The organism is Methylobacterium goesingense (assembly GCF_022179225.1).
GTDB classification, from domain to species: Bacteria; Pseudomonadota; Alphaproteobacteria; order Rhizobiales; family Beijerinckiaceae; genus Methylobacterium; species Methylobacterium goesingense.
Map to the genome: position 1 here is coordinate 20319 of NZ_BPQL01000105.1, position 13639 is coordinate 33957.

Sequence of the window (13639 nt, forward strand, 5' to 3'; positions counted from 1 at the left end):
CCCGCCCGATACAGGGAAGCTTTCGAAGTCGAAGGCTTTCGGACGCGTGTCCCTTCGTCACCGACGGGGCGGACAGGGAGATCGCGTCTTCCCCTCACTAGGCTGGCGTTGCCGTAATGATTGCCCGAGGTCGCTGCTCGGACGCTTCGAGCACGGAGCGCAGGACGGCTTCCAGGTCCGAAACGCCGAAAGGCTTCCTGAGGAGAACCGCGGACGTTCCGACCGCGGCCTCGATGGCGGCCGTATCCGAATACCCGCTCGCGAAGATGATCGGGAGGTCCGGGCGCCGTTCCCGTACGGCCTTGGCCATCTGTGCCCCGTTCATCCCGGGCATCGCGAAATCGACGAGGACCAAGTCCGGATCGACGGTATCCATCGCCGTGAGCCCGCGCTCTCCATCCTCGGCCACCGTAACGTCGAAGCCGAGCGTCTCCAGGGAGGCGGAAAGGAATAGGCGGACGTCCGGGTCGTCGTCGACCACGAGCACCGTCCTCGCGGCGAAGGTGCCGTGGGATACCTGGATCTCTTTGGTCGCCTCGATCCCGGGAACGACCAGGACGGACGGAAGCAGGAGTACGACGGTCGTCCCGGGCGCAGCTTGCCGTCCGATCCGAGCCGTGCCGCCGGCCTGGCGCGCCATCGCGTAGACTTGGCTCAATCCAAGGCCGGTACCCTGACCGAGTCCCTTTGTGGTGTAGAAAGGCTCGAAGGCGCGCGCGGCGACGGCCTTGGACATTCCAGTTCCCGTATCGGTCACGCGGATCTCGACGAAGCTTCCCGCGTCGAGATCGGTCACGTTCGCCACCGTCGTTTCCGACACCGCGATGGTCAGGTCGCCGCCGTCCGGCATGGCGTCCCGTGCGTTGATGGCCAGGTTCAGCAGCGCCATCTCAAGCTGCGTCGGATCGGCCATCACGCCTAAATCCCGGTGACCGGGCGCGATGGTCACGCGGACGAGGGGGCCCACGGATGCCCGTAGGATGTCGGCCATCCCGGTCACCAGGGCGGTGACATCGGTGGAGCGGAGCTCAAGCTTCTGGGCGCGAGAGAAGGCCAGCAACTGTGCGGTGAGCTTGGCACCGCGCTCCGTCGCCTGCAGGCCGTTCCGGGCCAGCCTCGCGACGCGTTCCGCGTCGGCGGGCTTGCTGAGGATCAGGTCGAAGCTGCCGTGGGCAGCCTGGAGGAGGTTGTTGAAATCATGCGCCAGCCCGCCGGTGAGCTGGCCGACCGCCTCCATCTTGTGACCCTGCCGAAGGACCTCCTCGCGCCGCAGCTCCTCGGTGATGTCCCGACCAACCGTATAGAAGCTGCCGCTGCCCGCATCGGCTTCCGGGACGGCGGACCATGCGAAGGCGATGGGCGTCCCGTCTGCCTTGAGCAGCCGGACGTGGAACTGGTGCACGGCCTTCCCGCTCCGGAGTTTGGCGACGACATCACCGGTCGCTGCCAGGTCGTCCGGGTGGATGATGTCGGAGAACGGACGGGCCAGCAGGTCCTTTTCGGAGCGGTCGAGTTGTCTGGACCAGGCAGGATTGATCGAGGTGAGGTAGCCGTCGAAGGTCGCGACGCCGAAGAGGTCGCGGCTCATCTCGAACAGACGGTCGCGCTCGCGTTTCGCCGCCACCACCTGCCGCCGCTCGTCGTTCACCCGCACGGTCGTCTCGGTGCAGGCGCAGAACAGGCCGCTGATTGACCCGTGCTCGTCGGGGACCGGGGTGTATGAGAATGCGAAGTGCGTTTCCTCGGGATACCCGTTCCGGTGGAGGGTGAGCGTCAGGTCGTCCATGTGGATCGGTTCGCCCGCGAACACGCGATCCATCAGCGACCCGACCGACTCGCGGACCTCGGGCCACGTCTCGAAGAACGGCCGGCCGAACGCGGCCGGGTGGCGTTGCCCGAGCATCTCCGAGTAGCCGTCGTTGTAGAGCAGGATACGCTCCGGTCCCCACGCGATGAACATGGGCTGACCAGAGTTGAGCATCACCCGCACGAGTGTCGAAAGGCCCTGGGGCCAGGCATCGGGGGATCCGAGGGACGCCTCGGCCCACCGATGGTTCCTGAAGAGCCTGCCGGCCGTGCCGCCGGTGGGAAACGTGTCGAGTATCAATGGGGACGGATCGGAACTCAACGGTCGGCACCTGCGGGATCGAGCGGACCACGAGATTGGCTCACCGGGTTCCGCTTCTCATGTCCCAAGCACTGAATCAGTCTCGTCACGCTACCACACCGTCATGCCACATCGATTGCCGATCCCTGTCGCAATCGGGTGTTGCCGTCGCCAGAGATGTCAATCAAATTTGGCCCGGACCGTTCCGGGCGAGCCCAGGTAAAGGTGCCGGACGACCCGTCCATATATGCCATCGACGATGGGTGATCCCCTCGCCCAACGAAGGCACAAGCGTAGCCGCTTGCGCGGAACCCCATTCGCATGTTCTGCTTTTGTTCGTACCTACGGGAGCGACATCATGCAGGTCATCGACGTCATCATCGGTTTGCCCATCCCGATTCCCCTCCTGGCGCGGCCCGTCAGGGCCGGCTTCCCCAGCCCGGCGGACGATTTCGTCGAAGAGGAGATCGACCTCCAGCGCCTGCTGATCGTCAATCGGCCGGCGACCTTCCTAGTGCGGGTGGCCGGCGACAGCATGATCCTGGCACGCCTGTTCGACGGCGACCTCGCCGTGGTCGACCGGTCGCTGACCCCCCGAAACGGCGACATCGTCGTGGTCGACATCGACGGCGAGCGGTCGTTCAAGGTCTGGAAGCGGCAGGGCCCCAAGATCACCCTGCACTTCGCCAACCCGCGCTTCCCCGAGTACCGGCTGGCACCTGACGCGCTCGTCGAGGTCTGGGGTGTCGTGTCCGGTTCCGTCTGTGCCGGGCGCCGCTGCGAATGACCGCCCGGGCCTACGCCCTCTCCGACGGCAACAGCTTCTACTGCTCGTGCGAACGTGTCTTCGACGCGCGGCTGGCCCGGCTGCCGGTGATCGTGCTGTCGAACAACGACGGCTGCGCGATTGCCCGAACCAATGAGGCCAAGGCGCTCGGCATCCGCATGGGCGAGCCCTGGTTCAAGATCCGGGACATGTGCCGCCAGCAGGGCGTCCGGGTCTACTCCTCGAACTACGCCCTCTACGGCGACATGTCGGCCCGGGTGAACGCGGTCTACCGGAGCTTTTCCCCCCGCATCGAGGTCTACTCCATCGACGAGAGTTTTTTGGACATCTCCGACGTGCGCGAGTCGGATCGCGAAGCCCTCGCCCGTGACATGCGGGCGACCGTGCGGGCCTGGACGGGCATTCCAACCTGCGTCGGGATCGGCCCCACTAAGACGCTCGCCAAGCTCGCAAACCACGTCGCCAAGAAGAACCCGGAGCTCGGCGGGGTCTGCGACCTGACCGATCCCGAGCAGTACGACCACTGGATCATCCGTGTGCCGGTGGGCGACATCTGGGGCGTGGGGCCGGCCAACACCCGGCGGCTGGAGGCACTCGGATGCGACAGCGCCGCCGACGTTCGCGACCTCGACACCCGCGTCGCCCGCAAGGCGATGACCGTGGTCGGGGAGCGTCTGGTGCGGGAGCTCCGCGGCGAGGCGTGCCTCGACCTGGAGACGCTCGCCCCGACCCGGAAGGGCTGCGCCGTGACCCGAAGCTTCTCGAACCGGGTCGAGGATCTCGCCACCATGGAGGAGGCGGTCGCCGCCCACGCCGCCAGGCTCGGGGAGAAGCTCCGGGGGGAGCGGCTCGGAACCGATCACGTCACGGTCTTCTTCCACACCTCGGAGCACGACCGTGACCGGCCTCAGCGTTCGGTATCGACGGTGGTGACGTTGCCCGAGGCGTCGAACGACACCCGTGTGCTGGTGAAGGCGTGCCTGCACGGCGTCAGGAAGACCTGGAAGGACGGCTTCCGCTATTCCAAGGCCGGGGTCGTCACCACGGACCTCGTGCCCTTGGCAGCCTCGCAGCGGGCCTTGCCGGGGCTCGGGCAGATCGACCGCGAGCAGGGCGCGGCGCTGATGGCCGCCCTCGACGCCTGCAATCGCCGGTTCGGTCGGGGAGCGGTCGTACCGGGCGCGGCAGGGCTCACACCAAAGAGGGAGTGGTCGACCAAATTCGAGATGCGCTCGCCTCGATACACAACTCGGGCCGATGAACTGCCGGTGGTCGCCGCGGCCTGAGGCAGAGGGGAGAGCATTCATAACTGAGTCTAAGAGTGTGGAGACCGGAGTTAAGCTGTGATTGTGACGCTTCATTGTGTTGCCAGGAAGGGAGCCAAACGGCAGGATATCTCTCTGGAGAAGCAGGATGATTTTACGGTATCCCCGAATTTGGGGCGGCACGGAATGGCAGGACTATGCTTTCAGGCTCGTGCAGCTCCGGCATGGGGCTGTGAACGTTCAGAGAGTGCCGGACAAGGTGCGGGGAGACGGCGGCCTAGAGTTTTTTACAACTGATGGCTGCCTTATTCAGTGCTACGCACCGGAGGAAACTGTCGATACAGCAAAAGCTTCAAGCCGGATGAAGGGGAAGGCGACACGCGATCTTCCTAAACTTCAAACGAATTGTGAATTAATTGAAACGCTTCTGAATGGTGTGAAAGTTAAACGTTGGCTGCTGCTTTGCCCGTTTTTGGACGACAAATCGGTGATAGCGCATGTAAGGAAGAAAGGTAGCGAGGTGGCTGCCAAGGGCTTGTCGTTTCTCGACGCATCGTTCCAGGCGCTGGTTCACAGCCAAGAGGATTTTGCGACGCAGATCGACGTCCTGCGCAACCAGACTGTAGGGCCGCCTATAGTCGTTCCGGAAACCGATCAGGAAATAGTTAAACGAGCGGCCACGTCATCTGCGTCAGAGACTTTGTTGAGGAAATTGTCGCATGCTTTTCCCGGCGCCTCCCCGGAAATACTTGAACAAAAGAAGGTGCAATTCATCCGAAGTTTAATTCATCACGAAAACACCCTTAATGCTTTGCGCCTCGATCACCCTACGATTTGGGAACAGGCGTATCGGACAATAGCGGCCGAGGAAAAACATCTGCTACTTGTCGGCGCTTCTGGAAATGCCCCCCGTGAGCAACTTGTAGGAAGTCTCGACAGGATATCTGAGGGGATCAAACAAGATCTTCCGACCCTTTCCCACGCCATGAAGCAAGACCTCTCCCACGGCGCGCTAAGCGACTGGTTGATGCGCTGCCCACTCGATTTCAATTGATCGCTCACCAATGGCAGATATAGGCACAGCTACAGCATTCTCCTTTCGAGAGAGACCCACGCCGGTTCCTGGAGACCTGCGCATCAGATGGCGTGTTTCTCTGATACTGCTTCTTCTCGCTAGCTCTCGCGGTAAAAGAGCTTCATTGGCCAAGCTTTATGTCTTATCGGATGCCGTGCAGTCGGCGGAGGCGCTGAGGAGCTTAGATGCAATTCTGCATCGGCAGCGTTCGGAACTTACATGGCGAGTGCGCGTCGAACCGGCCCTAGCCCGTGCACTTGATCTCATGGTGGGTGACAAGCTTGCGGACTGGACCACCGTCAGCGACCGGATTGGCGTTCACCTTACGACAAAGGGCGAGACGGCTGCCAAGGCGGTTGGGGAATGCGAAGACGCCCTTGTTGAACAGAAGGCGGCACTGTTGTCCGTTGGATCGGCCATCACGGAGACGCTGGTGACGCGCCTCATTTCGTCGAAGGCCTAAGCGTATGCTCCAGCTGACCAAACTGACGCTTGTCTCTCGAACGGCCGCCGAGACCTTTGCAGCTGAGATTCCATTTTACCCCGGGCTGAACGTCGTGATGGCACCGAACTCGGGAGGGAAATCCACTTGCCTCCAAGCTATCATTTACGCACTCGGACTTGAGCGGATGTTGGGTCCTCGACTCGAAGTCCCACTTCCCTACGCAATGCGGGAAAAAATACATGCGCTGCCGGACACGCCGTACGCGACGGTGATAGAGTCGTTCGTGGAACTCACCATACAGAACGCGACGGCACACGTGCGCATACGCCGAGATATTATCGGCGGGAGTGACCGGAAGCTTGTCCGGGCGACCCTGGTTTCCGGAGCATCCAAAGAATTCGCAGCGGGGCCGGAACGCGATTTCTATCTGCACGATGCGGGCTCAGCCAAGCGGGATGCTGGCTTTCACCGTTTTCTGGCCGAATTCATCGGCTGGAAGCTGCCTATGGTGACACAGTTCGATGGCGGCGAGGTGCCGCTCTACCTTGAGGTCATCTTCCCTATGATGTTCGTGGAACAGAAGCGTGGGTGGTCTGCCATCCAAGGACCGCTTCCAACCATGTTTAGCATCCAAGATGTCAATCGGCGCGTTCTGGAGTTCCTTCTCGACTTACAGGTGGGCCATGTTAGGCGGAAGCATGCCGAACTTCGGACCGTGGTCGCGCAACTTCAACAACGCTGGAAGGACCTTCGAAAGGAAGCCATCGAACGGGCGGGCCCCGGGATGAGGGTAGCTGCATTGCAGGAAGAGCCCACGCGGGAGTTCGTGGACGACCCTAAGCTGAGCATTGAAACATTCTCCGATCAGGAGTGGATACTGCTTGAGGCCGATCTCTCGGAGACCCGCGAAGAGCTCGACCGTCTCGAAGCCCAGGAACTGCCCGAGACCGAAGCGGTCGCTGCGGACATGGAGCGTGAACTGGCTGAGCGGCGAGCCTCTCTGGAAAATCTTACGGCTGGGATGGAGGTACTCCGGCAGGAATGGATGGCGAGCCGCGACGACACCCAGGCGATCACCCTACGCATAGCGACGCTCCAAACCGATCTGTCACGAAATCAGGATGCAAAGAAACTTCGGAAACTCGGATCGGTGCTTGGTTCAGCTTCTGATGATCACAAGTGTCCTACCTGTCATCAAGATCTAGATGCCGAGCTACTTCCAACAGTTCCAGTCAGAGCGATGGCGCTCGAAGAGAATATAAATTTTATTAAATCGCAGCTTGAACTGTATACCGCTAGCTTGTCCGCAAGCCGCAATCAACAAACAGATATCGACAGGCGATATGCGGCCGTCACTTCGGATGCAACCGAAGCGAGGCAGCGCATTAGGGAGTTGAGACAGTCGCTAATTCAACCCTCCTCGTCGAAGTCCCGTACCTTGATCGAGCGGATGGTTCGGCTGCAATCTCGCATCGACCGACTGACCCTCGCGCGCGGCAACGTGGATGCGCTTACGGACGAGGCCCAATCCGTAGCTCGGCACCTACTTCGAGCCCGCGAGGCGCTCTCATCATTAAAGCATCAGGATATTGGTTCTGATGACAAGTCAAAGCTAGAGATGTTTCTGAAGCTTATACAGGTTCAGTGCAAGCAGTACGGATTTAAAAGCTACAGCCCAAGCGAGATCGAGCTGTCAGATGATAATTTTAGACCCATCCGCGAGGTTGAGGAGGACGGCGAGGTTCGTCAGAAAGAGCTCGGCTTCGAACTTTCCGCCAGCGATGGGATCAGGCTCAAGTGGGCTTATTATCTCGCATTGATGGCGGTGGCGGTACCGCCTCGCGGTGAGCACCTGAGCCTAGCTATATTCGACGAGCCGGGACAGCAGGCGATGGAAGCTGAAAGTCTGAGGGAATTCTTCCGTTGCGCAGCTTCGGTCGGTCGGAAGGGACAAGTGATAGCTGCAATCACGACCGAGAAAGCCGCAAGCTTCATTGATGAGCTGGAAGCGGGCGGAGCTTATGTGAAACGGTTCGGTGGCCTGGTTCTCCAACCGATATCGAGTGCTGGACCGCCGGATGCTGGCGTTTTCGCCTAGGTGCGAAACGGGGGATCGAGATGAAATTATCGCCTCATCTCAGCACAGCGCGACCTACGCCATCGATTTGCGTCGAAGCGTCACCCAAAAAGATTCCGCGCCAGGTTATTGCGGCGGTTAGTTTGGATCGGTCTCCTTTGACAAATTCGGGAGTTCTCCTGGACTTGAGGGTATCTTCCACAACAATCCACTGACTTCAAAAATTGAGCTGCGCGATAGCGGCCAGGAACCACGCAGGCCTGTTGACTGACGCGCGTTCCAGCTGCACCTGTTCGCCATCCGTTCACAGGCATCGATGCCCAGGACCCGATCAGTCGTGCCACCCCGTGACCCCATAGCGAAACGCCGCTGCCTGCCCACCGGCAGGACCGTGCCCGTTTCCCGGACCATCCCAGGGGCCTGACCGACGCGATTGCGTCCGGCGGCCCGAGAGGCCGCCATGACCGACGTCATCACCGACCACGCGGACGCCATTGGAGCGTCCGGCCGATCCTCCTTCACGGGGCCCCCGCCGGATAGTGAGGATACGGCACGCCACATCGGGGAGATCTTCCGCAGGCTGGCCCAGGCCGCCGAGACTTTCCCGCCGCAAGCGTATGCCCGGATCGCCGCCGCCGTCCTGGTCGCCCTCGGCAAGGCCGTGTTGATCGAGGCGGAGCAGCAGGCCGAAAGGCTGCGCCAGCGAACGGCCGCGTCCCCGCCTGGCATCAAGGTCTCCGCATCCGCCCGCCGGGTCGACTTTGACGGTTGGGACCCGGGCGACCCCGACACGCAATGAAACAAAATCCCCAGGAGCGGACCATGACCTTTAGCCATCGCCCGGAACGAATAGCGCGCCTTCGGCCAGGCTGCCCTTCTGCAGCCGGCACACCCTTCACCCAATCCGAGACACCCCCCGGGGCCTGACCGGCGCGCATGGATGCGCTCGGCGGCCCTTCGATGGAGGCTGCCACCATGCGCAAGAATAAGACCCCCGCCCAAGCCCTGAAGCGCATCCCCCGCATGACGGGCCAGGAATTCAAGGACGCCTACGACGACGGCTATCCCGTGTACGGCGAGTCCACCAATGACCAAGGCAAGCCGCCCACGCCGGAGGAGGTGTTGGCCTCGGCCAGCGTCTCCACCGTTCTCGCGATCAGCATGTTGCACGCGATGCTGCCGCCGAAGGTCCTCGCCCGCATTCAGGCACCCCCGAGCCTTGCCCTGGTCGTGAGCGTTCCCGGACCGGACTGGATCGGTCCCATCGCCCACGCACTGACTTCGTTAAGGGCCTGGACGGAGGTAATTAAGCGAGATGGATCCAAGAAGATTAGCGACAATGCCTCTGTCGGGGGAGACAGTGTTGCATCGGCTTTGGGGGCAGGACGCAGCGTTGTCGGCGTAACGACCGCACCCGAGCGTTACCTGCCGGCGCCCCTCGTCACTGCTGCCGACCTTCGCATCGAACTGAAGTCACCTACCCCCAAGGCTCTCCGGGCGACAATCCGGCTCGTCACCGGGAGCCCCGCCGGCCGCTTACCCGCCGACATCGTCCAGGGCCTGAGCTTCGACGAGATCACGAGCTGCATCCGCAAGGGGAGCTCGGCTCGGGACTGCGTCCGACGATTGAAGGTAGCTTCGACCTCGAAGCGGGCAGCCTCTTCCGACCTCGCCGACGTTCCCCTCGTCGAGGATACCTGGGGTTATGGGCCAGCAGGAGATCACGCCAGGGCTCTGGTCGAGGCCGTCAAGGCACATCGGCGTGGAGCGCCATGGCCAGCAGCGGGAACGCGGTTCATTTTGGCTGGGCCGCCCGGAACCGGCAAGACATCGCTAGCGCGCAGTATTGCTAAGTCTCTCGGCGTACGTATTACTGCGACAAGCGTGTCCTCGTGGTTCGCTCAGACGAATGGATATCTCAACGATATTTGCAAGAAGATCGACGAGGTATTTTTAGAAGCATCTCAAAACGGGGGAGTCTTGCTCATTGATGAGCTAGATAGCCTACCAAATAGAGAGTCCTGCGATAGTCGTCATCGCGACTACTGGGTAACTGTTGTAAATCGCGTCTTGATGACATTGGATGGTGCAGTATCGAGCCCGGCATCGAAGCTTGTCATCATCGGGGCGACCAACTTCCCGGAAAGGCTTGACCCCGCCCTCGTACGGCCTGGACGCCTCGACCGGGTCGTGAGGATTGATCTGCCGGACGAGCAAGCAATCGAGGGCATTTTGCGCCAGCACCTCGCAGGCGCCCTCGCCGATCAAGACCTCGCGCCCATCGCGGCCATTGGCGCCGGCGCCACCGGAGCCGACATCGCCGGATGGGCTGCCGGCGCCCGTATGGTCGCAACCGCCGGCAAGCGTCCTATGGTTCTGGCGGACCTCATCGGTCGGATCGTACCGCCGGAAACTCGCACGCCAGCGCAGCAACTTGCGGTTGCGAGGCACGAAGCCAGTCATGCGGTGATCTTGGAGACCCAAAATGTCGGAGAGGTCAGAACGGTCTCTCTGGTCGCGCAGGGGGCCTTTGCAGGACGAACCCTGAGCCGACTGAACAACGACACGTCAGTGATGTCGGTGACCAACCTCGACGCCCTCATTGTCAGCGTCCTGGCTGGTCGCGCCGCCGATCAGCAGTGGGATGCCGTCACTGCAGGCTCGGCGGGCGGTTCGGGCTCGGACCTGGCGCACGCTACGGCTCTCGTGGCCGGGAAGCACGCGTCTTGGGGCCTGGGGCAATCGCTGCTCTACCGTGGCGACCAAGCGGACGCGTTGGCGCTACTTCGGGTCGACCCCACGTTCAGGCGTCTGGTCGAGGACGACCTCTCCCGTTTGTACGAGATCAGCCGCGACTTGGTGAGCCGTAACACCGACGTCATCGACCGGATCGCCCGACGCTTGGTCGAACGCCGGGTGATGGGCGGGGATGAGGTCCGCGCGATCATCGCCGGCTCACCGGTCGGGGGCGCCAAGCCGGCTCGCGTGTCCGGCAAGGGAGGTCCCAATGCTTGAGGACCCCGACGAGCGGATCGCCCAGGTCATGCTCGGCCTGTTGAGGGCAAGGCGCGCCCTCAATCACGACCCGCAGACCTTCGACGACCTGATCGGCGCCGTCCTGGTTGAGGTCGACCTGGGCATGCAGGTCGCACAGGAGGCTGCGTTGGAGCGCAAGCACCGAAAGGCCGCTGGCAACGTCGTCTCGTTCCCCGGCCAGGCGCTTCCCGTCTGCACCTCGCCAACCTGATGGATGCGCCGTTGAACCCCGGCGGAAGAGCGACAAGCTTCGCCCGCTGGGGTCGGCAGGGTTGTCCACAGGAAGGTTGGCGGACTGCCGACAAGCGCGCCGAACGCTCAAAGATTACCGCCTGGGGCACCCGAGAACGGCCTGAAGCCGCCCAAAGCCAGGCGTTGGGGCACAAAGCCGGAGAATCGATTTTTTGTCCCCGAGGAATGAACGCTCCCGGACCAACTCATTGATTCCAGCTGCCAACGGATCCGGTCCGCAAACCCGTGCGGCCAAATGGGGACAAGATGACGGAGAATCATTTGTCCCCGCAAAAACATATGGTCTGCATAAGCATAGATCCTTGGCATCTTAACTATTTACAGGGTCTTTCAAGGCGTAACGCGCCCATAAGCCGGCATTATCGGGGCTTCGACAGCTTCAGCCGGCATTGCGGTTCTCAGGATTATCAATCAGAAAAGGGTCAAGCGATGACGGGACTTCGAATTCCCCCACGAGTGGCGGCAAGACCAAGCCAAATCGAGTGGGACGACGACGAATTACTGACTTTGCCCGAGGCAGCGGCGTTGATGTGGCCTAACGGTCCTCTGACGGTGTCTTCTCTTCGGACCGCGGTCCGGGACGGCCAGCTTCAGGTCGTCGTGGTCGCCGGCAAGATCCTGACGAACCGGGCAGCCCTTCGAAAGATGGGTACTTGCGGAGACTTGGCGCCTGCGGGCGTCGGCCGCCGCCAGGCTGTCTCGGATCGTGCCTCGCCGGCCGATCTCGAAGCCCTGCAGGATGCGATGCTCTGGAGCCTCCAGAGAGGCACCTGCAGGGAGTGAGGCACAAAAAACCCTGGCAGCCTTAGGAGGCGACCAGGGTTTAGCGGCCCGAGGGCCGTGAATGAGCCGGCGTTAGGGACCCTCACTTTTTGCGGAGCAGCGGGTCCCTTTCGTCTCCTTCAACCGGTGCCGCAGAAATGCGGGACCGACCAGTTGCGTAAGGTACAACTATGTCGACCGGCACACAAATCACCCCGAGCCCTCTGAGCCATTTTTCTCAGCCGGCTTCGGCGGTGATTCACAACTTCGCCCCTCCCTCGACGGCTACGGCCGACCTCCAGGCCGTGCAGCAGGCTGCGCTTCAGACGGCCCTTCTGGCTGGTAAGCCCAGACACGCCGTCGATCCGAGCTCGGTCCGAATCGAGGTTCGGCCCAGCCGCAGCTCCGATCCAGACGCGCCGGGTACCTGGCGGTACCAATACCGCGGGCGTTGGCACACGCTCTACCTGTCAGGTGACCGGCCCGAGCAGGAAGCCCAGGACGCCGCACGATTGGCCATCATGTGCGAAGAGGCAGGGCGGCGAGGGATGATCGCGCCCCACGAGGTCCCGATCCAGGCAGCCATCGAGTATGCCCGGGGCGAGTGGAAGCCGGACGCCGGTGCCTCGCTCCGCGATTGGCAGACCTTTCAGAACTACGAGCGCAGCCTGTCCCGGATCGAGCAGTATTTCCCCGGGCACCTTCTGGCTCATTTCACCCGTAAGAACGCAGCCCGCTACCTGGATTTCGCCGGGACGATCAGGGACCAGCGTTTCGTAGACGTCGGCGAGGAAAGGATGATTTCGCGGGCCACGGCGCACAAGGACTTGGTGCACCTCAGGATGGCGATCCGACTCTACAGCGAGAACGCTCGCCTGCCTTGGTCACCGGACCCGAAGCTGCCCCCGGCGCCCACCGCAAGGCACGGCTTCTTCACACGCGAAACGGTGGCGCGGATGCTCATGGCATGCCGCGGCTACGTGATCGACCCGCAAACCGGAACGTGGAAGACCGTCACAGTCGTTGATCCGGAAACCGGTCTGACGACGACCCGGCGCTTTCGGCATGACGCCGTAACCATCGCTCAGCGCGAGTGCGTGAGGCGCCTCATCATCATCGGGGTGTACAGCGGCACCCGCATCGATGCCTCCTATGGCTTATCTTGGAGGCTCCATCCCGCTCGCGGCTGCATCGACATCGAGCGCGGGCTGATCCATCGAGCCGGTTACGCGGAGGACGTGAACAAGGGCAAGCCCAGACTGACATCCGCCATGCGAATGCAGTTCCTGGTCCATGCAAAGGGATGGCGGAAGCAGGATCTCGCCCGCGGTATCAAGCACGTGCTGCACCAGCCGCGCGGGGAGAGTCAGGGCAAGCCCTACCGCTCCTTCCCCTATCACTTCTGGTGGGACGTGATGACGGATGCCGGGCTTGATCACCACGCCGATCCGCATGTCCTCTGCCATACAGCCATCACTTGGCTCGGCATCGACGGCTACGACGTGTTCGTGACCGCCGATCTCACTGGCAGGGACCCCCAGACCGTACGCTCGTATTATCGGCAGTGGAACCTGACCGGCCAGAAGCGTGCGGTTACCATCGGGCGTCTCCCCGTGGCGAAGCACGTGGATGTTGAGGACCTTATGTCCGACGACCGGCCAAGGCGCGCCGACCGCTACGAGCCCCGGCGTCTCAACGGCAAGCACAAGCCGTCTCTGCCTCGTGCGCCCAAGCGCCGTTCCCCGCTCAAGCACTAGGAAGGCCACTCAGCGGCCGCCCGACCTTCGCCCCCTCGCTCGTGGTGACCTGGACTTGGTCACCACGAGCGAGGGG

11 protein-coding genes are annotated in these 13639 nt (G+C 62.3%); 10 read left to right on the top strand and 1 reads right to left on the bottom strand.

What is annotated here, in order from left to right; all coding sequences use genetic code 11:
* Positions 1-97: 97 nt before the first annotated feature.
* Positions 98-1981, bottom strand: a complete 1884-nt coding sequence (locus MFF30_RS18300; protein ID WP_238280909.1) for a response regulator — start codon at positions 1979-1981, stop codon at positions 98-100.
* A gap of 484 nt (positions 1982-2465) precedes the next feature.
* On the opposite strand from MFF30_RS18300, the gene MFF30_RS18305 reads away from it, so the two are divergent.
* The 10 genes from MFF30_RS18305 (at position 2466) to MFF30_RS18350 (ending at position 13563) form a co-directional block, all read left to right on the top strand.
* On the top strand, positions 2466-2894 hold the full coding sequence (locus MFF30_RS18305) for a LexA family protein (protein ID WP_238280910.1): 429 nt from the start codon (positions 2466-2468) through the stop codon (positions 2892-2894).
* Positions 2891-4180: a Y-family DNA polymerase gene (locus MFF30_RS18310; RefSeq protein WP_238280911.1), complete on the top strand. Its 1290-nt coding sequence runs from the start codon at positions 2891-2893 to the stop codon at positions 4178-4180. The genes MFF30_RS18305 and MFF30_RS18310 overlap by 4 nt, the downstream gene beginning before the upstream one ends.
* 127 nt (positions 4181-4307) lie before the next feature.
* A complete protein-coding gene (locus tag MFF30_RS18315) occupies positions 4308-5213 on the top strand; it encodes a hypothetical protein (RefSeq protein ID WP_238280912.1) in 906 nt (301 codons plus the stop codon).
* Positions 5214-5358: 145 nt separating this feature from the next.
* A complete protein-coding gene (locus MFF30_RS18320; RefSeq protein ID WP_238280913.1) occupies positions 5359-5697 on the top strand; it encodes a hypothetical protein in 339 nt (112 codons plus the stop codon).
* Between the two features lie 4 nt (positions 5698-5701).
* Positions 5702-7777, top strand: coding sequence for a coiled-coil domain-containing protein (locus MFF30_RS18325; RefSeq protein WP_238280914.1), 2076 nt, complete (start codon positions 5702-5704; stop codon positions 7775-7777).
* A 439-nt stretch (positions 7778-8216) separates the two neighbouring features.
* The gene (locus MFF30_RS18330) at positions 8217-8555 is read left to right on the top strand and encodes a hypothetical protein (protein WP_238280915.1); all 339 of its coding nucleotides are present in this window, start codon (positions 8217-8219) and stop codon (positions 8553-8555) included.
* Positions 8556-8692: 137 nt separating this feature from the next.
* Complete coding sequence (locus MFF30_RS18335) at positions 8693-10771, top strand: AAA family ATPase (protein ID WP_238280916.1); 2079 nt, start codon at positions 8693-8695, stop codon at positions 10769-10771.
* Positions 10764-11003: a hypothetical protein gene (locus MFF30_RS18340; RefSeq protein WP_238280917.1), complete on the top strand. Its 240-nt coding sequence runs from the start codon at positions 10764-10766 to the stop codon at positions 11001-11003. The genes MFF30_RS18335 and MFF30_RS18340 overlap by 8 nt, the downstream gene beginning before the upstream one ends.
* 287 nt (positions 11004-11290) lie before the next feature.
* The gene (locus tag MFF30_RS18345; protein WP_238280918.1) at positions 11291-11827 is read left to right on the top strand and encodes a hypothetical protein; all 537 of its coding nucleotides are present in this window, start codon (positions 11291-11293) and stop codon (positions 11825-11827) included.
* 170 nt (positions 11828-11997) lie between these two features.
* Positions 11998-13563 (top strand): site-specific integrase, encoded by a 1566-nt coding sequence (locus MFF30_RS18350; protein ID WP_238280919.1) that lies wholly within the window; start codon positions 11998-12000, stop codon positions 13561-13563.
* Positions 13564-13639 lie beyond the last annotated feature (76 nt).

What these genes read in the sequence shown, in the direction of transcription:
- MFF30_RS18330 (WP_238280915.1), top strand. Translation starts at nt 8,217, where the DNA reads ATGACCGACGTCATCACCGACCACGCGGACGCCATTGGAGCGTCCGGC.
- MFF30_RS18315 (WP_238280912.1), top strand. Translation starts at nt 4,308, where the DNA reads ATGATTTTACGGTATCCCCGAATTTGGGGCGGCACGGAATGGCAGGAC.
- MFF30_RS18305 (WP_238280910.1), top strand. Translation starts at nt 2,466, where the DNA reads ATGCAGGTCATCGACGTCATCATCGGTTTGCCCATCCCGATTCCCCTC.
- MFF30_RS18325 (WP_238280914.1), top strand. Translation starts at nt 5,702, where the DNA reads ATGCTCCAGCTGACCAAACTGACGCTTGTCTCTCGAACGGCCGCCGAG.
- MFF30_RS18350 (WP_238280919.1), top strand. Translation starts at nt 11,998, where the DNA reads ATGTCGACCGGCACACAAATCACCCCGAGCCCTCTGAGCCATTTTTCT.
- MFF30_RS18335 (WP_238280916.1), top strand. Translation starts at nt 8,693, where the DNA reads ATGGATGCGCTCGGCGGCCCTTCGATGGAGGCTGCCACCATGCGCAAG.
- MFF30_RS18340 (WP_238280917.1), top strand. Translation starts at nt 10,764, where the DNA reads ATGCTTGAGGACCCCGACGAGCGGATCGCCCAGGTCATGCTCGGCCTG.
- MFF30_RS18300 (WP_238280909.1), bottom strand. Translation starts at nt 1,981, where the DNA reads ATGCTCAACTCTGGTCAGCCCATGTTCATCGCGTGGGGACCGGAGCGT.
- MFF30_RS18310 (WP_238280911.1), top strand. Translation starts at nt 2,891, where the DNA reads ATGACCGCCCGGGCCTACGCCCTCTCCGACGGCAACAGCTTCTACTGC.
- MFF30_RS18345 (WP_238280918.1), top strand. Translation starts at nt 11,291, where the DNA reads ATGACGGAGAATCATTTGTCCCCGCAAAAACATATGGTCTGCATAAGC.